This is a genomic window from Saccharopolyspora tripterygii (assembly GCF_054778355.1).
Window position 1 is genome coordinate 351345 of sequence record NZ_BAAGZP010000020.1, and the last position, 22027, is coordinate 373371.

At 69.3% G+C, this 22027-nt stretch carries 24 protein-coding genes; 13 read left to right on the forward strand and 11 right to left on the reverse strand.

All coding sequences use genetic code 11. From position 1 onward, the window contains the following. Window positions 1-19: 19 nt before the first annotated feature. The 6 genes from dhaK (at window position 20) to ACYVF3_RS17590 (ending at window position 4603) form a co-directional block, all read left to right on the forward strand. The gene (gene dhaK / locus ACYVF3_RS17565) at window positions 20-1015 is read left to right on the forward strand and encodes a dihydroxyacetone kinase subunit DhaK (RefSeq protein WP_461155303.1); all 996 of its coding nucleotides are present in this window, start codon (window positions 20-22) and stop codon (window positions 1013-1015) included. A gap of 14 nt (window positions 1016-1029) precedes the next feature. Then, window positions 1030-1668 carry a dihydroxyacetone kinase subunit DhaL gene (gene dhaL, locus ACYVF3_RS17570; RefSeq protein ID WP_461155304.1) on the forward strand — a complete coding sequence of 213 codons (639 nt, stop codon included), beginning with the start codon at window positions 1030-1032 and terminating at the stop codon, window positions 1666-1668. After that, window positions 1665-2354: a dihydroxyacetone kinase phosphoryl donor subunit DhaM gene (gene dhaM, locus ACYVF3_RS17575; RefSeq protein ID WP_461155305.1), complete on the forward strand. Its 690-nt coding sequence runs from the start codon at window positions 1665-1667 to the stop codon at window positions 2352-2354. Before dhaL ends, dhaM begins: the two co-directional genes overlap by 4 nt. A gap of 120 nt (window positions 2355-2474) precedes the next feature. Continuing rightward, on the forward strand, window positions 2475-3449 hold the full coding sequence (locus tag ACYVF3_RS17580) for a DUF3558 domain-containing protein (RefSeq protein ID WP_461155306.1): 975 nt from the start codon (window positions 2475-2477) through the stop codon (window positions 3447-3449). Window positions 3450-3475: 26 nt separating this feature from the next. After that, the gene (locus ACYVF3_RS17585) at window positions 3476-3790 is read left to right on the forward strand and encodes a hypothetical protein (protein ID WP_461155307.1); all 315 of its coding nucleotides are present in this window, start codon (window positions 3476-3478) and stop codon (window positions 3788-3790) included. Between the two features lie 63 nt (window positions 3791-3853). Beyond that, on the forward strand, window positions 3854-4603 hold the full coding sequence (locus tag ACYVF3_RS17590) for an alpha/beta hydrolase (protein ID WP_461155308.1): 750 nt from the start codon (window positions 3854-3856) through the stop codon (window positions 4601-4603). Window positions 4604-4637: 34 nt separating this feature from the next. Here ACYVF3_RS17590 and ACYVF3_RS17595 read toward each other — a convergent pair whose 3' ends face one another. Continuing rightward, on the reverse strand, window positions 4638-5165 hold the full coding sequence (locus ACYVF3_RS17595; RefSeq protein WP_461155309.1) for a GNAT family N-acetyltransferase: 528 nt from the start codon (window positions 5163-5165) through the stop codon (window positions 4638-4640). Window positions 5166-5306: 141 nt separating this feature from the next. Here ACYVF3_RS17595 and ACYVF3_RS17600 point away from each other — a divergent pair, with 141 nt between their 5' ends. Beyond that, a complete protein-coding gene (locus ACYVF3_RS17600) occupies window positions 5307-6125 on the forward strand; it encodes an alpha/beta fold hydrolase (protein WP_461155310.1) in 819 nt (272 codons plus the stop codon). Window positions 6126-6128: 3 nt separating this feature from the next. Here ACYVF3_RS17600 and ACYVF3_RS17605 read toward each other — a convergent pair whose 3' ends face one another. Together ACYVF3_RS17605 and ACYVF3_RS17610 are read right to left on the reverse strand one after the other, a co-directional pair. Continuing rightward, a complete protein-coding gene (locus ACYVF3_RS17605; protein ID WP_461155311.1) occupies window positions 6129-6296 on the reverse strand; it encodes a hypothetical protein in 168 nt (55 codons plus the stop codon). A gap of 105 nt (window positions 6297-6401) precedes the next feature. Next, window positions 6402-7976 carry a M protein gene (locus tag ACYVF3_RS17610; RefSeq protein ID WP_461155312.1) on the reverse strand — a complete coding sequence of 525 codons (1575 nt, stop codon included), beginning with the start codon at window positions 7974-7976 and terminating at the stop codon, window positions 6402-6404. Between the two features lie 176 nt (window positions 7977-8152). On the opposite strand from ACYVF3_RS17610, the gene ACYVF3_RS17615 reads away from it, so the two are divergent. From ACYVF3_RS17615 to ACYVF3_RS17625, 3 genes are all read left to right on the forward strand, one after another. Then, a complete protein-coding gene (locus ACYVF3_RS17615) occupies window positions 8153-8536 on the forward strand; it encodes an SPW repeat protein (protein ID WP_461155313.1) in 384 nt (127 codons plus the stop codon). Between the two features lie 160 nt (window positions 8537-8696). Continuing rightward, the gene (locus ACYVF3_RS17620; protein WP_461155314.1) at window positions 8697-9341 is read left to right on the forward strand and encodes a TetR/AcrR family transcriptional regulator; all 645 of its coding nucleotides are present in this window, start codon (window positions 8697-8699) and stop codon (window positions 9339-9341) included. A gap of 151 nt (window positions 9342-9492) precedes the next feature. Then, on the forward strand, window positions 9493-11802 hold the full coding sequence (locus tag ACYVF3_RS17625; protein ID WP_461155315.1) for a penicillin acylase family protein: 2310 nt from the start codon (window positions 9493-9495) through the stop codon (window positions 11800-11802). 106 nt (window positions 11803-11908) lie between these two features. Here ACYVF3_RS17625 and mce read toward each other — a convergent pair whose 3' ends face one another. Then, on the reverse strand, window positions 11909-12364 hold the full coding sequence (mce, locus tag ACYVF3_RS17630; protein ID WP_461155316.1) for a methylmalonyl-CoA epimerase: 456 nt from the start codon (window positions 12362-12364) through the stop codon (window positions 11909-11911). Window positions 12365-12496: 132 nt separating this feature from the next. Between mce and ACYVF3_RS17635 the strand changes: the two genes are divergently transcribed. The 3 genes from ACYVF3_RS17635 (at window position 12497) to ACYVF3_RS17645 (ending at window position 15732) form a co-directional block, all read left to right on the forward strand. After that, window positions 12497-13501, forward strand: coding sequence for a hypothetical protein (locus tag ACYVF3_RS17635; RefSeq protein ID WP_461155317.1), 1005 nt, complete (start codon window positions 12497-12499; stop codon window positions 13499-13501). A gap of 224 nt (window positions 13502-13725) precedes the next feature. Continuing rightward, a complete protein-coding gene (locus ACYVF3_RS17640) occupies window positions 13726-14913 on the forward strand; it encodes an acetyl-CoA C-acetyltransferase (protein ID WP_461155318.1) in 1188 nt (395 codons plus the stop codon). A 90-nt stretch (window positions 14914-15003) separates the two neighbouring features. Continuing rightward, the gene (locus tag ACYVF3_RS17645; RefSeq protein WP_461155319.1) at window positions 15004-15732 is read left to right on the forward strand and encodes a hypothetical protein; all 729 of its coding nucleotides are present in this window, start codon (window positions 15004-15006) and stop codon (window positions 15730-15732) included. Here ACYVF3_RS17645 and ACYVF3_RS17650 read toward each other — a convergent pair. From ACYVF3_RS17650 to ACYVF3_RS17680, 7 genes are all read right to left on the reverse strand, one after another. Beyond that, entirely contained in the window at window positions 15705-17057 is a 1353-nt protein-coding gene (locus tag ACYVF3_RS17650; RefSeq protein WP_461155320.1) for a DNA polymerase IV, read from the reverse strand. The genes ACYVF3_RS17645 and ACYVF3_RS17650 overlap by 28 nt on opposite strands. A gap of 161 nt (window positions 17058-17218) precedes the next feature. Then, window positions 17219-17635: a TipAS antibiotic-recognition domain-containing protein gene (locus ACYVF3_RS17655; protein WP_461155321.1), complete on the reverse strand. Its 417-nt coding sequence runs from the start codon at window positions 17633-17635 to the stop codon at window positions 17219-17221. A gap of 200 nt (window positions 17636-17835) precedes the next feature. Continuing rightward, entirely contained in the window at window positions 17836-18012 is a 177-nt protein-coding gene (locus ACYVF3_RS17660; RefSeq protein ID WP_186459303.1) for a hypothetical protein, read from the reverse strand. 136 nt (window positions 18013-18148) lie between these two features. Next, window positions 18149-19126: an ABC transporter substrate-binding protein gene (locus ACYVF3_RS17665; protein WP_461155322.1), complete on the reverse strand. Its 978-nt coding sequence runs from the start codon at window positions 19124-19126 to the stop codon at window positions 18149-18151. Window positions 19127-19186: 60 nt separating this feature from the next. Next, a complete protein-coding gene (locus tag ACYVF3_RS17670; RefSeq protein ID WP_461155323.1) occupies window positions 19187-20239 on the reverse strand; it encodes an ABC transporter permease in 1053 nt (350 codons plus the stop codon). Further along, window positions 20239-21003, reverse strand: a complete 765-nt coding sequence (locus ACYVF3_RS17675; RefSeq protein ID WP_461155324.1) for an ATP-binding cassette domain-containing protein — start codon at window positions 21001-21003, stop codon at window positions 20239-20241. The genes ACYVF3_RS17670 and ACYVF3_RS17675 overlap by 1 nt, the downstream gene beginning before the upstream one ends. Further along, window positions 21000-22004, reverse strand: a complete 1005-nt coding sequence (locus ACYVF3_RS17680; RefSeq protein ID WP_461155325.1) for a class I mannose-6-phosphate isomerase — start codon at window positions 22002-22004, stop codon at window positions 21000-21002. The genes ACYVF3_RS17675 and ACYVF3_RS17680 overlap by 4 nt, the downstream gene beginning before the upstream one ends. Window positions 22005-22027: the final 23 nt, after the last annotated feature.

The following is a 22027-nucleotide window of genomic DNA, read 5'->3' on the forward strand; positions in this document are numbered from 1 at the left end:
GCAAGCAAGGAGGCCAGCGGTGAAGAAGATCATCAACGAGCCGGCGGACGTGGTCGCCGAAGCGTTGCAAGGGGTGGCCGCAGCCCACCCCGAGCTGCTTCGGGTGCAGACCGATCCGGCGGTGATCCTCCGCGCTGACGCGCCGGTCGCGGGCAAGGTCGCGGTCATCTCCGGTGGCGGCTCCGGGCACGAGCCGCTGCACGGCGGGTTCGTGGGATCGGGGATGCTCGCCGCGGCCGTGCCCGGCCCGGTGTTCACCTCGCCCACGCCCGATGCCGTGCAGGCCGCCATCACCGCAGTTCACGGCGGCGCCGGGGCGCTGCTGGTGGTCAAGAACTACACCGGAGACGTGCTCAACTTCGAAACGGCCGCCGAGCTCGCCGGCATCGAGGACGTCGATGTGCGCAGCGTGATCGTCGACGACGACGTCGCGGTCAAGGACTCCACGCACACAGCGGGTCGTCGCGGTGTGGGTGGCACCGTGATGGTCGAGAAGATCGTCGGCGCGGCCGCCGAACGAGGAGCGAGTCTCGACGAGTGCGAGGAACTGGCCCGCAAGGTCGTTTCCCAGGTCCGGTCGATGGGCATGGCCTTGACCGCCCCCACCGTTCCGCACGCAGGACAGCCCAGCTTCGAACTCGCCCCCGACGAGATGGAGCTCGGCATCGGCATCCATGGTGAACCGGGGCGCGCTCGCGTGCCGCTGGGCAGCGCTGATGAGGTCGTGACGCAGCTGCTCGACCCGATCCTGGAGGACCTGCCCTTCTCCGACGGTGACGACGTCCTGCTGTTCACCAACTCGATGGGCGGCACCCCGCAGCTGGAGCTGTACCTGGCGCACGGCATCGCAGAGCGGAAGCTGGCCGAACGCGGCATCCGCGTCCGCCGCCGCCTCGTCGGCCCGTACGTGACGAGCCTCGAGATGCAGGGAATGAGCCTCACACTGCTGAAATTGGACGACGAGCTCACCGAGCTCTGGGACGCGCCCGTGCGCACCACGGCGCTGCACTGGTGAGGAGGAGTCCCAGGATGGGTTGCACAGCACAGGACATCATCGCCGTGCTGAGGGCGGGAGCCGCGGTGGTCGCCGAGCACCGCGACGAGCTGATCCAGCTGGACCGCGAGATCGGCGATGCCGACCACGGCGAGAACATGGACCGCGGTTTCCGGGCGGTCGCAGCCAAGATGGACACCACTGATCCCGAAACCCCGGGTGCCGCGCTGAAACTCGCCGCAACGGTGCTGATCTCCACCGTCGGAGGAGCGTCCGGCCCCCTCTACGGCACGGCGTTCCTGCGCGCGGCGGCAGCGGTCGGGGACGAAACCGAGCTCGACGCCGCTGCTGTGGCGAAAGCCCTGCAGGCGGGCATGGAAGGCGTTGTCGCGCGCGGACGCGCCGAGGTCGGGGACAAGACCATGATCGACGCGCTGTCGCCTGCGGTCGAAGCGGCCAAGAGCGCCGCCGAATCCGGTGCCGACGGCGCGAAGGTGCTGGCCGCCGCCGCCGAAGCCGCGCACCAGGGAGTGCAGGCCACCGAGCCCCTCGTGGCCCGCAAGGGGCGCGCGTCGTACTTGGGTGAGCGCAGCGCCGGGCACGTCGACCCAGGTGCTCGTTCCACCGCGCTGTTGCTGTCCGCGTTCGCCGAAGCCGCAGGAGCCCGTTCATGAGCGTGGGACTGGTCATCGTCTCGCACAGCGCAGGCCTCGCCGAGGGCGTTGTCGAGCTGGCCGCGCAAATGGCGCCCGAGGTGCGCATCGTCGCGGCCGGCGGTCTGCCGGACGGAGGGGTCGGCACCGACTTCCAGAAGGTCTCGGCCGCGCTCTCCGACGCCGACACCGGCTCGGGTGCGGTCGTGCTCTACGACCTCGGAAGTGCCCAGATGGTCGCCGATCTCGCAGTGGAAACCCTCGGCGATCCCGAGACCGCGCAGGTCGTCGACGCCCCGCTGGTCGAGGGTGCCGTTGCCGCCGCCGTTTCTGCGCAAGGCGGCAACGACATGAAGACCGTGGCGCAGGCGGCCGAAAGCGCGCGCGGCAGCTCGGAAGCCGCCGGAGCGCAGCCCGCCCGTGCCGAGTCGGACTCCACCGACCAGGTCACCAGGGAACTCGAGCTGACCAACGACGTCGGCCTGCACGCCCGCCCCGCCGCGTTGCTCGCGCGCAGCCTCACCGGCTTGCAAGCCACGGTCAAGGTCGCTTTGGACGACAAGCAGGCCGACGCGTTCAGCGTCCTCGGCCTGATGGGCTTGGGCGCCCGCAAGGGCGATCGGATCACCCTGCACGCCAACGGGCCCGACGCCGTGCAGGCCGTCGATCGCATCATCGATCTCGTCCAGCGCGACTTCGGCGAATAGCCCGGGGACCTGCGCAAGGGAACCTTCCTGTCACCGATGTTGAGAGGAAGGTTCCCTCGCGCACGTCGTCGGCGGTGTCGGTGACTGCGTTTCAAGGTCGTCGGGGGCTAGGCTGAGTTGATGTCGCCGCGTCGCCACCGAGGCATGCTGCTGCTGTTGCTGTGCTGGGTTCTGCTCGCCGGGTGCACAGCGGACACCTCGACCCCGACCGGCGAATCCAAGCCGGTCGATACGAGCGCACGTGCGATGCTCGGCGAGCTTCGCACCCTCGACCCGTGCACGTTGACCGATCCTGCCGCGCTGCAGCACCTCGGTGCGGTGTCCGAGGCGGGAACGGTGTCGCTGGACTACTGCCTGCTGCACCTCAAACCGGATGACCAGACCCTCATCCAGCTCGCCGTCGGCGAGCTCATGGGCCCCGGAGAAGGCGGAGAAGGGGACCCGGTCGTGCAGCACGGCGCACTGCGCATCGCCCAGAGCGCACCGGTTCCCGGGCATTGCAGTCGCCGAGTGCAGTTCGGTGATGGGATTTCCTTGCAGGTCAGCGCGGATCTTCTGGGTGGTGACCCGGCATCCGGGTTGTGCGGCATCGCGGATTCGGGCGCGAAGCTCGTCGCCGACGCGGTGCAGCAGGGACGCGCGGGTCACCGCGCCTACCCGTCCCACTCATTGGCCCTGCTGGATCCCTGCGCGGTGCTGGACACCGAGTGGGTGAACCAGGTCCCGGGTTTGGAGGAGGCGACACCACGCCCCGGTCTGGCCAACCACGTGTGCTCCTGGGGAGAGCAGTCCGCGGATTCCCCGCGCGTGCAGTTGCAGCACACGGCGGGCGAACCACCGAGGCTCTTGCACGGTGCCGCCGTGGAGGAGCAGGTCGACGGGCGGCGCACCGTCCTCAGCGTCGTCGGCGGTGACCCGCAGGTTCCCCTGTGCTCGGCGGAAACCGCCCACATCTCCTTCGGCCACGTCGCGGGACAGGTGGAGGTCGCTCAGCTCGTCGTCGCCTTGCCCGGCATGACCGGTACTGATGCGTGCGATTACGCGCGCGGGCTGGCCCGCCTGGCATGGCCGAACCTGCCGCCTGCGAATCCCTGACGACCGAACCGGTTACCGTTGTCAACGTGCCTCGACGCAACCGACAGCAGCGCCAGAAGGGTCTTCGCGCGGACACCAGTCACCGCGGAGCCGGCGCGGCGTACGGGGCGTCCCGCGTTGAGCAGGGGCCCGATGGCGACTGGATGGTGCGCACCGTTCCTGCTGCTCAGGCCACCAAGACCTACCGATGTCCGGGCTGCGACCACGAGATCCAGACCGGTATCGCGCACGTCGTGGCATGGCCGGAGGCGGAACTGGGCGGGGTCGACGAGCGCAGGCACTGGCACACCGGTTGTTGGAAGGCCCGCGCACGTCGCGGTCCCACTCGCCGCTGGTCGTAGCCCGCGTCACTGCTGCGCAGGTCACCACGAGCCGACCACCCCAACGTGGCAGGATCGGGTTCGATGAGCACCGAGATCCGCGCCAACACGATGCTGCCCGCCCGCCGGGAGCAGATCACCCTGCACACCGCTGACGGGCTGGAACTGCTCGGGGAGCTCGCGCTGCCCGAGTCGGGGCAGCCGCGGGCCACGCTGATCTGCTTGCACCCGCTGCCCACGCACGGCGGGATGATGGATTCCCACCTCTACCGCAAGGCCGCTTTCCGGCTGCCGGCACTCGCCGACATGGCGGTGCTGCGCTTCAACACCCGCGGTACAGCGAGCGAAGCCGGGCGCAGCCAGGGCAGCTTCGACAACGGCGACTCCGAGCGGTTCGACGTCGCCGCGGCGCTCGAGTACGCGGAGTTCAACGACCTGCCCCACGTGTGGCTGATCGGCTGGTCCTTCGGCACCGACCTGACGTTGGTGCACGGCCTGGACCCTCTGGTGGAGGGCGCGGTGTTGATCTCCCCGCCGCTGCGGTGGAGCACCGAGGACCACCTGCGCGCCTGGGGTGAGTCCGGGAAGCCCGTGCACGCGCTGATTCCCGAGTTCGACGATTACCTGCGTCCGGAAGAGGCGCGCGAGCGCTTCGCGCTCATCCCCCAAGCGAAGGTCACCGGGTTCGCCGACACCAAGCACCTGTGGGTGGGCAAGGCCGAGGCGGCCTTGGACGCCATCGTGGACACCGTCGACCCGTCGGTCACCACCCCGCTGCCTCGCACCTGGGACGGCCCGTCGGAGAACCGGCAGGTCACGATCGTCAACTCGTGATCGCGGCCCGCGAGTGACAGGAAGGTTCCCATCCTCACGTCAGCAGGCCGGACGCTGAGGACCGGTACAGCACCTCGGGGATACCGTGGTGGGTCCGTTCCAGCACTCGTTCGAAGCCGAGCTTCTCGGCGACCCGGATCGCCGGAGCGTTGCGCACTGCGGTGGCGATGACGACGGGCAGCTCCGGGCGGTTGCGGTGTGCCCACCGCACTGCGGCGTGCCCCAACTCCGGGGCGTAGCCGTGCCCCCACGCGATCGGCAGGAAGCGGAAGTACAGGTTGAGGACCTTCTGACCCTCGTCGAGGGCGTTCCTGACACCGCCGAACCCCAGCACCTCGCCGGTGCTGGTGGCCTGCACCGTCCAGTACCCGACGCCGTGGGTGTCCCAGTCGAGTTGGAAGTGCTCCAGCAGTCGCAGCGACTCGGACCGGTCTCTTCTGCCGAATCCGGAGAACGCGTGCGTCTGCTCGCTCGTGTGCACTTCGACGAACTTCTCGGTGTCGGTCGGCAGCGGCCGCCGGAGGAGCAGTCGCCGGGTTCGTATCTCCGAAGGATCGGACACGTGACGCACGGTATCGGGAGCCGCAGCAGTCCGGCAGCCGATTTTCCAGGTTGCCGCGCGGGCTGGTGACAGGAATGTTCCCATGCTCGCTCCCGGCCTGTTGCGTGCTCGGGTAGGGGCGGGTCCGGCAGGATGGTTCCCGTGCACTACATCGAATCCGGAGCCGGTACGCCTCTCGTGCTGCTGCACGCCTTCCCGGTGGACGCGCGCATGTGGAATCCGCTTCGTGGCCGGTTGGAGGAGCAAGCTCGGATCATCGCGCCCGACCAGCGGGGGTTGGGGGAGAGCTCGCTCGACGGGTCCACGGCGCGGGGCATGCTCGATCCGAAGACCGCGCCGCTGACCGCCGACCGCCCGAGCGTCGACGTCGCTGCTGCCGACATCCTGGAGCTGCTCGATCAGCTGGAGCTGCCTCGGGTGGTGCTGGGCGGCTGCTCGATGGGCGGCTACGTCGCCACGGCTGTGCTGCGGGCGGCTCCGCAGCGGATCGCCGGGCTCTTGATGGTGGACACCAAGGCTCCGGCCGACACCGATGAGCAGCGCGACAACCGGCTCGGCGTCGCGACCCGCGCTGAGCAGGAGGGCACTTCCGGCTGGCTCGCCGACTCCATGTTGCCGAACTTGCTGGGGGAGAGCACTCGCCGGCAGCGCCCGGAGGTCGTCGAGGAGCTCCGGGCGCTGATCGAAGCGCAGCCTGCCGATGGGGTGGCGTGGGCGCAGCGAGCCATGGCCGCACGCCCCGACAGCCTCGACACTCTCCGCGCCTTCAGCGGGCCGTCGATGGTCGTCGTCGGCGCGGAGGACACCATCACCCCGCCGTCGGCGGCCAGGGAGATGTCTGAGGTCCTGCCGCGCGGTGAACTGGTCGAACTGGCCGGTTCAGGGCACCTGCCTTCGTTGGAGGTTCCCGATGCCCTGGCCGATGCGGTGCTGCCGTGGCTGGCTTCCCTGGACGTGTGAGGTCTACTGCTCCTCGTCCGCGTTCTGCTCTGAGGTCGGCTTCGTGGTGTCCGGCTCGTTGTCGTCTCGCCGGAACCGCTCCGCGGTTTCGCTGGGCAGCATGAAGTACCGCCCGGAGTCGCGCTGACCGCGCGCGCGGGTGTGGTCACTGCCGGGGTCGCTGTCCGCCATTGCGTTGGTCCTCTCCTGGGGCGTCGGCACGTGGCCGACTTCGCCTTGAGAGACACCGATCGCGGGAACCGATGACGCGCGTTCCCCTGACCAGCGTGAACGCGATCAGTGCTGCTGGTTGGCGTCCACCCGAGCGCCGTCTTGGGAGTACTGCCCCGCCGGCTGCTCCCCGGGCACCGGGAGCTGGATCCGGTGCGTCGGCTCGTCCGTCGAGGCCTGCTTGCGCTGGATCTTGTCCGTGGGCTCGTCACCGGACTGGGCATCCCGCGCCGAACCGCCCTGGCGGGGCGTGCGCTTGGGCAGTCCCGAACTGGTGACGGCCTGGCTCGCGGGCCGCTCAGCGGATTGCGGCTTCTTGTGGATCTCGCCGGTTTCGCGGCCGTCGCGGGCGATGGCTTCTTCCGCGTCCTTGCGCGCCTGCTCGCGGGCTTCGATGGCGGACTTGCGCAGCTTCTCCTCTTCGGCGTCCTCGAGGTCGAGGCGCTCCAGCAGCGGCGTGGTCTGACCGAGCATCTCGGCCGCGTCCCGCAGCTTCTTGGCGACCGTGTCGCGCAGCTCGGTGAGCGAGTGCACGTGCTCGTCGGCCTGCGTGAGCCTGCGCTGCACCTCTTCGGTGGTCGCCCCGAGACGGCGCTGGGCATCGGTGCGTGTGGCGGTGACCAGGCGCTTCGCTTCACGGGTGGCGACGTCGATGCGGCGAGTGGCCTCTTCGGTGCACTCGCGGACCATCCGCTCGGACTTCTCGTTGGCCTCGTGGACGATGCGCTCGGCCTCCTGCTTGGCCTCGTGCAGGCGCCGCTGGGCGGCTTCCTTGCTGGAGGCTTCGCGGGCGTTGGCGGTCTCGGTGGACTCGCGTTCGAGCTTCTCGGCCGCGGCGGTGGACTCCCGCTCGAGCGTCTCCGCCTTGGTCGTGGCGTCGCTGACCAGGGTGTTGGACTGCTCGGTGGCTTCCTGGACGCGGCGGTGAGCCTCGTTGGTGCCTTCGCGAAGGCGGCGGTTCGCTTCCTCGGTGGCTTCGCGGACCCGGCGTTCGGCCTCGGACTTGCTGGTGGCCTCCTGCTCGGCGAGCGTGCGCATCGACTCCGTGCGGCGGGCCGACATCGCGATCTCGAAGTCCTCCTCCACCTGAGTGCGGTGGGCTTCGGACTCCTCGTCGGCGCGCTTGCGGCTCTCCTCGGCCTCGCGGGTGATGCGTTCGGCCTCGGTCTTGGCGCCGTCCATCAGCGACCGGTGCTCGGTCTCCATCTCGCTGCGGCGGTTGTCGACCTCGCTGATCAACCGCTCGTAGCGGGTGCGCAGGTTGACGGCCTCGGACTCGGAGCGTGAGCGGATCTGGGCCGCGTCGCCCTCTGCCCGGGAGCGGATGTCGGAGGCTTCGTCCTGGGCCAGGCGGAGCATGCGCTGCAGGCGCTCGCTGAGGCCTTCGAGCGTTGTCGGGGGCTTCGCCAGACGATCGACCTGACCGCGCAGGCTCTCGATCTCGGATCGGGTCGACTCGAGCTGCTTGGACAGGTCGGCGGCCTGCGACACCGCGGCGTCCCGGTCCGAGGTGAGGATGCGGATGTCGGCATCGAGGCGCTCTAGGTGCTCGTCGACCTGGGCGCGGTCGTAGCCGTTCTTTCGAGCAAGATCGAATCCCGATCCCAGTGGCAGCAAATCGCGGTCGTCGGCAAGGCCCATGAGAACAAAGCTACCTGGAAGCGGACGTTGTTGTGGGAGGTGCGCCTGGGTCTCGAGAGGATTTTCCTCACCTCGTGGAGGCCTGTCGGGTGACACCGCGAACCCGAGTCTTGACCGGCTGGCCAACCAAGGGCGAACATGGGCTGGTCAAGTCGGACATAACGGAGGTGATCGACGTGGCCGGACAGTCGAGCGCTTCGACCTCGAAGCCGTGGGTTCGCTGGCAGGACTGGGTGGGTGTCGTGCTCGGCGCCTACCTCATCCTCGGCACGATGTGGACGTCGACGGACGGTGCCGCGATGTCGGCGATGATCGTGCTCGGCGCTCTGCTGCTGATCGCCAGCGTGTGGTCGCTGTCGATGCCGGATTCGATGACCAGCGAGTACAGCCACATGCTGCTGGGCGTGCTGCTGTTCCTCTCCCCGTGGGTCCTCGGATACACCGAGATGGCGGGGGCCTCCTGGACCTCGTGGATCGTCGGGGTGCTGGCGGTGATCGTCGGTGCGGCGGCGCTGCCCGAGGCCAACGCGGCGCATCGCGGCATCGCCGGGCAGCACTGATTCCCAGCGGGCACGTCGCTCGACACCGCCTGTCGCGCAGGTCCGCTGGGTTGCGAAGCGGTGACGACCAGGTGGTGAACGGTTGCGACAATCGCGCGGTCCGGCGGTAACGTCCGGGCCGCGCTCTTAGTGTTCATCCCGCCATGAGGAGGTCCGGCCGATGCCCAACGAGCTGGGCGAGGGGACCCGTCAACGCCCGTCCACTTCGGACTCGAACCGCGGCGAGCACAGCGGCGGCACCCGGGAGCGCATTCTGACCGCGGCCGGTGAGCTGTTCGCCGAGCACGGCTTCAACGCCACGCCGACCTCCCGGATCGCCGAGCGCGCCGAGGTCCCGAAAGGCCTCATCCACTACTACTTCCGTCGCAAGCAGGACCTGCTGGCCGCGCTGATCGAGCGACTCCCGGAGGAGGAGCTGGAATCCGAGCACCTCGTCGTGAGCGGTGACGTGGCCGGCAGTCTGCGGCGCTTGGTGAGCGAGCTCGACGCCCGGCTGGAGTCCTCGATGCTGCTCAGCCACCTGCTGTGGCGGGAGGCCGATACCCACGACGCGGTGCGGCGAGCCATGCAGCAGAGGTTCGGCGTGGTCGTCGAGCAGATCCGCCGCGTCATCGAACTGGCCTTGCCGCCCGGCCTGGCGGGGTGTGACATCGAGGCGGCCGCGATGCTGCTGGCGCGCGTGGTCAACCACCGGCACTCGGTCGCGCGCCACCGCACCGAGGACGACGAGCTGGACCGCGAGATCGGGTTCATCGCCAAAGCCCTCGAGCTGGGCGCCGCCACCCGCGCGGTGGAACCGGCCTGAGGCGGCTCCGGCCTTGTGACGGGGTGTTCCTCGCGCTAGAAACTCCCGCAGGCGATCACCGCGGGAGGTTGGGGTGGGCATTGGGCGCGTTCGGTTATCCCGGAGGCAAGGGCTCGTCGCCACCGGTTTCGGCATCGCCGGGGCAGGTGCCATGACCACGACGTCGTTCGTCGACGCGTCGCCGGATCCCGTGACCTACCCGGTCGCCGGCCTCAACGACGAGGTGGAGCTGATCGAGGACCGCTACGGCGTCCCGCACCTCTACGCCGACAGCGAGGACGACGTCTTCCTCGCGCAGGGCTTCAACGCGGCGAGGGAACGTCTCTTCCAGATCGACCTGTGGCGGCGTCGCGGCCTGGGCTTGCTCGCGGAGGTCTTCGGGCCCGACCACGCCGCGCAGGATCGTGCGACGCGCCTGTTCCTCTACCGCGGCGACATGGACGCCGAGTGGGCGCGCTACTCCGAGGACGCGCAGCACATCGCCACGCTGTTCGTGCAGGGCATCAACGCCTACATCGACTGGCTGGAAGCGCACCCGGAGCGGCTGCCGGAGGAGTTCCGGCTCCTCGAATACCGGCCCGCCCGTTGGGAACCGGCCGATGTGGTGCGAATCCGCAGCCACGGGCTGACCCGCAACCTGGAGAGCGAGGTCGAGCGCGCCCGGGTCGTCTGCGCCGAGGGAGTGGAAGCCGACCTGGTGCGCCAAGGGCTGCAACCGGGTCACCGGACGGTCGTGCCGCGAGGATTCGACCCCTGCGCGCTTCCCGCCGACGTGCTGGACGTCTTCGACCTGGCGACCCAGGACGTGGAGTTCAAGGAAGGTTCCCTTCGTCGCATCCCGCGCGACGCGACGACCGAGGGCAGCAACAACTGGGTGGTCGGCGGGAAGCGCACGGCGACCGGACGCCCGATCCTGGCCAACGACCCGCACCGGGCCTACTCGGCGCCGTCGCTGCGCTACATCGCGCACCTGTCGGCGCCCGGCTTGGACGTGATCGGAGCGGGTGAGCCCGCGCTTCCGGGGATTTCGATCGGTCACAACGGGACCGTCGCCTTCGGCTTGACGATCTTCCCGATGGACCAGGAAGACCTCTACGTCTACCAACTCGACCCGGCCGATCCGCACCGCTACCGCTACGGCGAGGGCTGGGAGGAGATGACCGTGCTGCCCGAAGCGGTCCCGGTGCGCGGTGAGGCGGACCGCGAGGTGGAGCTGGCCTTCACCCGGCACGGCCCGGTGATCCACGTCGACCGGAAACGCAACCTGGCCTGCGCGGTGCGCACCGCGTGGCTGCAGCCGGGAATGTCCCCGTACTTCGGCAGCATCGCCTACATGCGCGCGCAGAACTTCACCGAGTTCACCGATGCGCTGCGCAATTGGGGTGCCCCGACCGAGAACCAGGTCTACGCCGATGTGGAGGGAAACATCGGGTGGGTTCCGGCCGGGATGGCTCCCAAGCGGGTTGGCTACGACGGGTTGCTCCCCGTCCCGGGCGACGGGCGCTACGAGTGGGACGGTTTCCACTCGGGCGACGACCTCCCCAGGTCGTTCAACCCGGCGGAGGGCTTCATCGCGACGGCGAACCAGTTCAACCTGCCGCCCGAGCACCAGGACCTGGGGCTGGGTTACGAGTGGACCAACCCCTTCCGCCACCAGCGGATCGTGGAAGTTCTCTCCCGTCAGCACAAGCACACCGTCCGCGACTCCGAACTGCTGCAGAACGACCAGTTGTCGATCCCGGCGAGGCGGATCCAGCCGCTGCTGTCGCGTGTGGACAGCGGCGAAGCCGAGTTGCGTCGTGCCCTGAGGATGCTGCGCGACTGGGATGCGGTCCTGGGGGCGGATTCTCACGCCGCGGCCCTGTTCGAGGTGTGGTTGTCCAAGCACCTCGGCCCGGGGTTCGCGCGGGCAGTGGTGCCGAGGGCGGCGAAGCTCATCGACAGCGTGGACAACCTGGTCATGCTCGAGGAGCTGGAGAGGCCGGGGCGATGGCTGCCCGATGCGGCCGCGCGCGACCGACTCCTGCTGGACACGCTGCGCACGGCCTGCGCGGAGGTGAAGGAACTGCTCGGCCGCGGTGAAGCGTCGTGGAAGTGGGGACGGCTGCACCACAGCCTCTTCGAGCACCCGGCCTCGGATGCTTTCGACGAGGCTCAGCGGGCGCGGTTCGACGTGGGACCGCTGCCGCGGGGCGGATCGTCGGCGACGGTGAACCAATCGACCTACCGCGTCAGCGACTTCCGCCAGACCAACGGCCCGTCCTTCCGGATGGTGCTCGACGTCGGCGACTGGGATTACTCGGTGGCGGTGAACACGCCGGGCCAGTCGGGGAACCCGTGGGATCCGCACTACCGCGACCTCGCCGAGAGCTGGCAGGAGGGAACCTACTTCCCGCTCCGCTACAGCCGTGAAGCCGTCGAGGAGATCGCAGAACGCAGGATCCTGCTGGTGCCGGCCTGATCGCGCCCGATCGCGAGGCTCGGTTGGTGGGAGAAAGGTTCCCTGGCACCGGTCGCGGAGCCGACAAACGGCGGGTCCGCGCGGGACCCGCCGCAGGCCAAGCGGGTCAGTGGGCCTGGGCCGCCGGCTCGACCAGTTCGACCAGGACACCGCCGGCGTCCTTGGGGTGGACGAAGTTGATGCGGCTGTCGGCGGTACCGCGACGGGGCTTGTCGTAGAGCAGGCGCAGGCCCTTGGCGTGGAGGGCGGCCATCGCGGCCTCGACATCGGTGACCCGGTAGGCGAGCTGCTGCAGGCCAGGGCCGTTCTTGTCGAGGAACTTGGCGATGGTGGAGTCGTCGCGCAGCGGTGCGATGAGTTGGATCTGGGTGGCTCCGGTGGTGGTGGTGTCGCCGGGAGCGCGCAGCATCGCTTCGCGGACGCCCTGCTCCTCGTTCTCCTCGGAGTGGGCGACCTCGAGGCCGAAGGTGTCGCGTTGGAAGGCGATGGCCTCGTCGAGGTCGGGGACCGCGATGCCCACGTGATCGATTGCCGTGACCAGGTCGTTCAGTTCCGCTCGCATGGTCGCAGCGTAGTCGCCGCGGAAAGCCTGGGAAAAGCGGCGAAATCCGAAGATCGAATTGCCCCAACAGGTGGAGTCGGGTGCTCTGTCCCGGAGGCGAGCATGTGGCTAATTCACGCGGAAGGGGTAGAAATGGTCAAGACGCAACGAACCCGCAGACTCGCCGTCCTCCTCGTCTCGTTCGGCATCGCCGCCGCGACGGCCACTCCCGTCGCGCTCGCCGCAGGTGATGACGGGACCATCAGCGGCGGAGGCGGTCCCAACCCGAACGCCGAGCGGATGAGCCGAGACCGCGGCTGGGTGGTTCCCCTCGCGCCGCTGCACTTCGGTGCGGAACCGTACGCGCAGGTGCAATCCGCGGCCGCCACCGCAGCCGACGAAGCCGGCTGCAGCATCAGCGCCGCCGCCGCGACGAACCTGGCGCTGTCCACGACATGGCCGGAGGTCTCTCCCTCCGGGGAATCCCCGTCCCCGATGACGCTGTCCCGCTACGACGACCAGACCTCGCTGGCCGATCCCGAGCAGCGGGCGGAGGGACTGTTCTTCAACCCCGGCGTCGGCATGTGGCAGCTCGACTCGGCCGGCCTGGGCTCCAAGGAGACCGCCGCGACCGCCATCGACAGCTCGTCCGCGGCCGCGAAGATGGTTCCCTACATGGTCGACAAGTACTGCTCGTCGATCAACGGTGGTTCCAGCGAAGCCTCCGCCCGCGCCTCGGCGTGGGGTGACTGGCACGCGTGTGATTCCGGTGCCTGCGAGGACGTCTACCAGCGACTGGGCTCCGACGGCGTCACCAAGGACGAGAACGTCGGGCGCTACGGTGGCGCCGAGGCGCGCAAGTGCACCTTCGAAGGCGCCGAGTACGACTGCCTGTACGTCGACCCCAGCGCCGCGCAGGGCGAGGACGCCTGGACCGCCGACGACTACGGCCCCGCACCTCTCCCGTCCCCGTTCTACGTCTTCACCTACGAGAAGAGCGGCGTCGACTACGAGGTCAGGTACTGGCTCAAGGGCGACTCGGGTGCGTCGACCGACGTGTCCGCCTCCAGGGAGTTGGGCGTGGACGCCCGCAGCAAGCTGTCGTGGGACGAGGAATCGACCCTCTGCGACACCACCACCGGCACCGGCAACTGCTGACGCCGCTCGGTTCCGGGGCCGGTGTGAGCATGGGAACCTTCCTGTCACTCCGGCCCCGGAAAACCGCTGCAAGGGAACCTTCCGCTCACTCCGCGAGCACGTTTATGGCAGTCGTCACAAGCGGTGCTCACGAGGTTCGCGGGTATGGTCCCGATGGCGTTCGCGGGAGATGATGGTGCGCGACGCCGAAGAGCTGGTGTGTCGACGATGACCGGGAGGCAATCGTGAGTGGTTCTGTGATCGTTGCGGGCGCGCGCACCCCGATGGGGCGACTGCTCGGTTCGCTCAAGGACTTCTCCGGTGCGCAGCTCGGTGGAGTCGCCATCAAGGCCGCGCTGGAGCGCGCCGGTGTCGCACCCGAGCAGGTGCAGTACACGATCATGGGTCAGGTGCTGACCGCCGGAGCCGGGCAGATCCCCGCCCGCCAGGCCGCTGTCGCCGCCGGGATTCCGATGGACGTTCCGGCGCTGACGATCAACAAGGTCTGCTTGTCCGGGCTCGACGCGATCGCGCTGGCCGACCAGCTCGTCCGGGCCGGTGAGTTCGACATCGTGGTGGCCGGTGGCCAGGAGTCCATGACCCAGGCGCCTCACCTGCTGACCGGTTCGCGCGAGGGCTTCAAGTACGGCGACACCACCATGCTCGACCACATGGCGCACGACGGGCTGTTCTGCGCGTTCGACCAGGTCGCGATGGGTGTGTCGACCGAGAAGCACAACGCTCGCTACGAGCTGACCCGCGAGGAGCAGGACGCCTTCTCCGCGCGGTCTCACCAGCGCGCCGCAGCCGCTATCGAGTCCGGTGCGTTCGCCGAGGAGATCGCGTCGGTGGAGATCCCGCAGCGCAAGGGCGACCCGGTCGTGTTCGACACCGACGAGGGCGTGCGCGGTGCGACCACCACCGAAACGCTGGGCAAGTTGCGCCCGGCCTTCTCCGCCGACGGCACGATCACCGCGGGCTCGGCCTCGCAGATCTCCGACGGCGCCGCAGCGGTCGTGGTGATGAGCAAGGCCAAGGCCGAAGAGCTGGGCTTGGACTACCTGGCCGAGATCGGCGCGCACGGCGTGGTGGCCGGCCCGGACGCGAGCCTGCACGAGCAGCCGTCGAACGCGATCAAGAAGGCCTGCGAGAAGGCCGGTGTCGACGCGACCGGCCTGGACCTGGTCGAGATCAACGAGGCTTTCGCCGCGGTCGGCATCGTCTCGACCCGCCAGCTGGGAATCGACGAGGAGAAGGTCAACGTCAACGGCGGCGCGATCGCGCTGGGACACCCGATCGGGATGTCCGGCGCCCGCCTCGCACTGCACCTCGCGCTCGAGCTCAAGCGCCGCGGCGGCGGGACCGGTGCCGCAGCGTTGTGCGGCGGCGGTGGTCAGGGCGACGCCCTGCTGCTCAGGGTCCCCTCAGCCTGACCTCGGCATCCCGGAGAAATCCCTGAGAGGTACCCGGGGATTTGCCCACCTTCATGATCAACTGTCTGGTTCGTGGCTACCCTGGATGGCATGAAGTGGCTTCCAGGGGGATGGCAACGAGCTGACTGGGGCGAACCGACGCGCACGATTCCGCGCGGGACCGCTCGCTACGCCGAGGGGCGACCGGCGGCGGGACCCCACCCGCCGGCAGCCGCGCCCACGTCCGCACTGCTGGGCTCCGACGCTCGCGACGTGGACGTGAGCGCGGCGGGCTTCCGCACGCTGCTGATCGGCGGTGGGATCAGCGGCCTGGGCACCGTGCTGATCGCCGCGACGCTGGCCAACAGCGGCAGCACCCCGGGCATGTGGGTCTGGCAGCTGGTCTTCGGCGTGGCGTTCCTGTGGTTCCTGATGGGGTCACGCGGAATGCTGCGCGGCCGCGGGTTCCTCATCGACCGCAGCGGCTTCTACGCGCGCACCAGCGGCGAGGTCGTCGGCGTCGACTGGCGTGAGATCAAGGCCGTCGGCATCGGCACGCTGCCGTGGATCGAGAACAAGCGGCCGGTGAACCCGGAGCGCCGCCGCGCGCTGGAGATCTACCCCGCGGATGCCGGTTTCATCGAACGTCACCCGGAACTGGAGCGCTGGTTGGTGGAGGAGGCGCCGACGGTCCAAGGGCTCCCGCCGGACCGCTACCGGTTCCACCTCCCGCCGTTCAGCAGCCTGCCGAAGGATCTGGAGAGCGCGATCAAGGACATCGCGCCGCAGAAGTGGGTGGGCCAGTACCGGCGTCACCTGCCGCCCCCGCCGCAGGGCTGATCGGCCTCGGCACCCAGGCTCGCGACCGGGTCAGCGGCGCTCAGGAGCGGATCATCGACGGAGAAGGTGCGTGCCGCGCCCCTGCCCGTCGCAGCCGTTTCGAAGCGGACGGTGACCCGGCCGTGCCCGGACCCCTGGACCCAGCCGTGCCCGTGCTCGGCGTGCTGGACGTCGTCACCTGCTCGCCACTGCCGCGACGATGGCGGCGGCGTTCCGGCCGGTTCGGCCGCCTCCGGTTCGGGGGTGGGGCCGTCCTCCGGGTCGGCGGGGTGGTCGAACAGTGATTCCTGCTCCGAGGTGGCAAGACCCGAGTAGGACACCCCGACCAGCCGCACGGGAGTGCCCGGTGGCAAGGCGATCGGCAGGAGACGGCGGGCCGCGGCCGAGAGGGCGTGCAGCTCGCTGGTGGCAGAGGAGAAGGTCTCGGCGCGGCTGATCGTGGTGAAGTCCGAGTCGCGGACCTTGAGCGTCACCGTGCGCGCGGCGCGCCCCGAGGACACCAGCCGCCGGTGGGCGTTCTCGGCCTGGCCGACGACCTCGGCCAGCAGCGTCTCGCGGTCGGCGATGTCGTGATCGAAGGTCGTCTCCGCGCTGACCTGCTTGGCCTCGGCGCGTTCGGCTACGGGGTGGTCGTCGATGCCCTGCGAGAGCCGGTGCAGTTCGCCGCCGACGGCTTGCCCGAGCAGGGACGTCACGTCCTGGGAGTGCATCGCGGCGAGCTCGCCTACCGTGTTGACCCCGATGCGGTGCAGCTTGGACTCGGTGACCGGACCGATGCCCCACATCTTGCGCACCGGAAGAGCCCACAGCAGTTCTTGCTGCTCGTCAGGCGGCACGACCAGCATGCCGTCGGGTTTCGCCAGGCCGGAGGCGATCTTCGCCAACTGCTTGCCCGGGCCCGCACCGATCGAGGCCGCCACCCCGACCTCGCGCAGTACCCGTGCCCGGAGCGCGGCGGCGAACTCCTCGACCCGCTGCACGTCGGCACCGGTGAGCTCGGTGGGCTCCAGGAACGCCTCGTCGACCGACACCTGCTGCACGACGTCGGAGACCTCGCGCACGATGCCCAGGACCTGCCGGCTCACGACCTGGTAGACGCGGAAGCGCGGCGGCAGGACGACCGCCACCGGGCAGCGCCGACGCGCCTCGCCCATCGGCATCGCGGACTTGGCCCCGTACTCCCTGGCTTCGTAACTGGCACCGGCGACCGTGCCGCGCGGGCCGAGCCCGCCGACCAGGACCGGACGGTTGCGCACGGTCGGACGGGTGAGCTGCTCCACGGACGCGAAGAACGCGTCCATGTCCATGTGCAGCACCCACCTCATGGGACTCATTGAACTCGAACAGGCCGACAAGGTCCCACAAGGCGCGGCCGTGAGCGCCGTCTCCGTCGCTCTCCCGGCCGGGGAGCTCAAGGTCGTCTCCGGCTCACCCGCGCCCCGGCCGGACCGGTGCATGGGAACCTTCCTGTCACTTCCCGCGGGGGTCAGCGCAGGCGGGACCAGGCGTAGGTGGTCATCGCGTCGCGGAGGTACGCGGCCATGCCCTTGGGCTTGCGGCGCTCGATGCGCTGCCGGAACTTCGGCTGGTTGACGTACATCTCGGCCAGCCGGAGGTAGGAGGCGCGGTCGGGCGTCCAGAAGTGCCCGAGCCACTGGTAGTGCTCGTGGACGATCTGCTGGGTCCGCGGATCGTTGCTGGGCACGCCGGTGGCGAACAGTTCGGCGACGGTGGAGCTGATCCGCTGCCAGTCCTGCCCGATCTTGCGGGCGACGGCTTGCTTCTGGGCGGGGCTGAGGTTCCCGGCGCCGGGGGGTGTGGCGTTTCCGATCAGCGCGGTGCCGTCCTCGACGGCCTCGGTCTGTTCGAGAGCTGCGCTCCCGGACAGGTTGTTCGGCTGCACGGCGTTCCCCCTGCTTCGATCACGCGCGAGCACCGCGCCTTCCACCACGACCTACGTGCAGTGACGATCAAGACTCTTTCGAGCGAAATGTGTCAACTGCCTGTGGCACATTAGCGGAGACGCGTAGCTCCGGTGCGTGATCCAGCAGATCCGCGGCAACTCGCGTGATCGCGACGCGGATCTCAGCTGGGGGGAGGGGCTCAGCCCTGCTGGTCCTCTTCCGGCTCTTCCTTCGCGGCCGGCTCGCGAGGTGCGAGGAAGACCACGCCCCGGTCCAGGTCCAGCGGACCGCCCGGGTCGTGCTCGCGGGAAACACCGTCCTCGTCGCCCTCGTGCTTGAGCCTGCGACCGGGGAACATCTCACCGATTGCTGCCATAACCCCACCGTAACCGCGACCTGCGCCGAGGCACAGCGGTGAGCGAAAGGTTCCCATGCTCGCACCGCAGAGCCCGCCCGTGAGACGAAGGTGCCCGCCTCGCCAGTGGCGAGACGGGCACCTGTCGGTCAAAGCCTCAGCACTGGGACTTGTAGAAGTACTGGGCCTGCTGGTCCATGGTGTCGCGGGTCAGGGAGATCATCTCGGTCTTGGTCTCGCGCTCGACCGGCTGGCCCTTGATAGCCGCGATGGCGCGCTTGACGCCCTCCTGGCCGATCTTGCCCGGGTTCTGCGCGATGAGGGCCTGCACCCGCCCGTTGCGGAGGTCGTCGACCTGCTTGGGGCTCGCGTCGAAGCCCACCAGCTGCACCTGACCGGACTTGCCCGCGTTGGACAGCGCGGTGCCCGCGCCCTCACCGGTGTTGAGGTTCGTGCCGAACACGCCCACCAGGTCCGGGTTTGCCGCCAGCGTCGAGGACACGATCTGCGCGGCCGTGGCCGGCTCGTTCTCGGTGTACTGGGTCGCCAGCAGCTTCAGGTTCGGGTGCTTCTTGACCTCGTCCTCGAAGCCCTTGGCGCGCTCGTCGGTGGTGGAGGTGCCCGCCTTGGTGTTGAGCGCCAGAACCGAGCCGGGCTTGCTGCCCAGCAGCTGCACCAGCGTCTGCGCCGCCAGCTGTCCGCCGGCGTAGTTGTCCGACGACAGCGAGGTGACCGCCACGGAACGGTCCTCCAGCGCGGTGTCGACCTCCACGACCTGAATGCCGTTGCCCTTCGCCTGCTGCAGCGGCGCGGCCAGGGCCTTGTCGTCGGTCGGGGCGATGATCACCGCACCCGGCTTGCTGCTGACGATGCCGCCGAGGATCTGCGACTGCTCCGCCTGCTCGAACTTCTCCGGGGCCTGCGGGTTGAGCTGGTAACCCTGCGCTGCGGCTTCCTGCTGCGCCGCGCACTCGATGGAGACGTAGAAGGGTTCACCGCGCTGACCGGTGATCAGGGCCAGGTTCTTGTTGTTCGGGTCGGTCTGGCCGCCGGTGCCACCGATCTGCCCGGAACCGCATCCGGCCAGCAGCAGCGCCGCGGCGCCGAGCGCCAACAGCCCCTTGTGCGTTCTCATCGAAACAACCTCCACACGGCTCTGTGTTGAAAAAGGCTTTGGTTTCAAAGGGTTTTCAGGTCATCGGTTGTTGCGGGCCCGACGTCGGCGCTGGTCCAGGTAGACCGCGGCGACCAAGACCGCTCCGACAGCGATCGGCTGCCAGAACGGGCGAACACCGGCCATCACGAATCCGGCGTCGAGCACCGCCGGGATGAAAACGCCGATGACGCTGCCGAGAATCGTTCCGATGCCGCCGAAGAGGCTGGTTCCGCCCAGCACCACGGCGGCGATCGAGTTGAGGTTGTCGTTGCTGTGACCGCTGATCGTGGTCGTGCCGAAGTAGGCCAGTGACATGAAACCGGCCAGCCCGGCCAGCACGCCGGTGAGCGTGTAGACCGCGATGAGGTGGCGGGTCACCTTGATCCCGCTGCGCCGCGCGGCTTCGGCGTTGGAGCCGATCGCGTAGGTGTAGCGGCCGAAGGCGGTGGTGTGCAGCAGCCACATCGCCAGCAGCGTGATGATCGCGGCCAGGATCACCAGGTTCGGCACCACCGCGAAGGACGTGCCCGTGCCCAGCGTGGTGCGCAACGCGGCCGGAACCGTGCGCACGTCGATGCCGTTGGTCAGCAGCTGAGCGGCGCCGAGCGCGGCGCCGAAGGACCCGAGCGTGACGATCAGCGCGGGCACCCGGGCCACGGCCACCAGCAACCCGTTAAGCAGGCCCCACACCGCGCCGCCGATCAGCGCGGCGACCAGCCCGATCGCGATGACGCCCCAGCTGGCGCCGGTGGCGTCGCCACCGCTGAGCGCCTCCATGGTCATCGCCGAGACGACCCCGGCGAACACCAGCACCGAACCCACCGAGAGGTCGATGCCGGAGGTGATGATCACGAAGGTCATGCCCACCGCGAGCATCAGCAGCGGCGCGGCCTGCACCAGCAGGTTCTGCACGTTGAACAGGGTCAGGAAGGCGTCCGGCCGCAGCGCGCCGAACAGGGCGCACAGCACCACGAGCACCAGGCCCGTCCACACGGTGTTGGATCCGGCCAGCCGTGAGCGGAGGCTCACAGCGGGTTCGTCGGGAGACTGCTGCACCGGCGTCTCGGGGGAAGTCTTCTGCGGAGTGGACATCAGCTCGCGTCCTCCTGCGACAAGGCCCCGGTCATCGCGCCGACCAGGTCTTCCAACTTGGCTTCCGACGCCTTGAACCGCGCCACCCTGCTGCCCAGGCGCAGCACCTCGACGCGGTCGGCAACCGAGAGCACCTCGGGCATGTTGTGGCTGATCAGCACGACGGCCATCCCGTTGTCGCGAACCCGCCGGACGACGTCGAGGACGCGTTCCCGCTGCACCACGCCCAGCGCGGCGGTCGGTTCGTCGAGGAACACCAGCCGGCTCGCCCACGCGACCGACCGCGCCACCGCGACGCTCTGCCGCTGCCCGCCCGACAGCGCCCCGATCGGCACCGACAGGTCGGGCAGTGCCACGCCGAACTTGGCGAACTGCTCGGTGGCCTCGGCGCGCATCTTGGCCTTGTCCAGCATCCCGAGCTTGCCGAGCAGGCCGGGACGCCGGATCTCGCGTCCCAGGAAGAGGTTCGCGGCCGGGTCCAGGTCCGGCGCGACGGCCAAGTCCTGGTAGGCGGTTTCGATGCCGTGACCGCGCGCAGCGGACGGCGAGTCCAGCGACACGGGTGTGCCATCGACCAGGATCTGGCCCGAATCCGGCTGCTCCACCCCGGAGAGGCACTTCACCAGGGTCGACTTGCCGGCACCGTTGTCACCGATGAGCGCGACCACCTCACCGGGATGCACGGTGAAGGAGGCCCCTCGCAGCGCTTCCACGCTGCCGTAGCGCTTGACTAGATCACGTGCTTCGAGAAGTGGTTCGGTCATGCGTGGCTCCCAGCTGATGGAGGTCTGCACAGCACGGTGGTGAGGTCCCCTTCGAGGCGGGTCTGCCCGGCGGCGTGCGGAACGACGGCGGTGGCACCGCGGCTGAGCTGCACAGGGGAACCATTCGCGCAGTGCAGTTCCCCGCTGCCGTCCAGCACGATCAGCACCCCGAAGGAGGGGTCGATCTCGGCCGAACCGTGCACGCGGTCGGCGCGGAAGAACGGCGCGGCGTCGTCGGCGAGCAGTGGAACGCGTCCTTCACCCAGCCCGCCGGTGCGCTTGATCAACGATTCGAGGAGAGCGTCGTCGAACCCGGATCGGTTGACGGTCTCCAACGCGGTGGTGGTCTCCAAGCCGAGGAACGCGCCTTCGGCATCGGCCAGGAATCCCTGCCACTCGAGGGTGATCGAAAAATCGGTGGGCTGCTGCAGCTCCACGATGAAGACCCCGGCGCCGATGGCGTGCGGGGTGCCGGCGGGAACGTGCACCGTGTCGCCAGGCTTGACCGGGATCTCGTTGAGCGAGCCCAGCATCGCCGAGGAGTCCTGGGTGCGCACCCACTCGGCCACGACCTCCGGGGACACGTCCTCCCGGAAGCCCAGGTAGACCACGGGGTTCGCGCCGCTGGTCCCCACCACGATCCACGCTTCGGTCTTGCCGAAGCGAGAACCCAGGTGCCGCTTGGCGAATCCGTCGTCGGGGTGGCAGTGGACCGGCAGCCGCTGTCCGGCGTCGAGCAGCTTCACCAGCAGCGCGGTGCTCTCACCGAAGGCCGACACGTGATCGGTCCCCAGCCAGGACTGCGGGTCGCTGCTGACGACGTCCCGCAGCAGCTGTCCGTCGGGCAGCCGCGAAAGACCGGACTCCTCCTGGCCGAACCGGGTGGTGGTGGACGCGACCCAGTCTTCGGGGCCGAACTCGCGGTCGTCGCCGCCGCCGCGCAACGCGGCGATCGACGCCCCGCCCCGGTAGAACTGCCGGGGTTGGTTCGCTGGCAGCACCGTGGGCTGCGCGGATGGTGAAC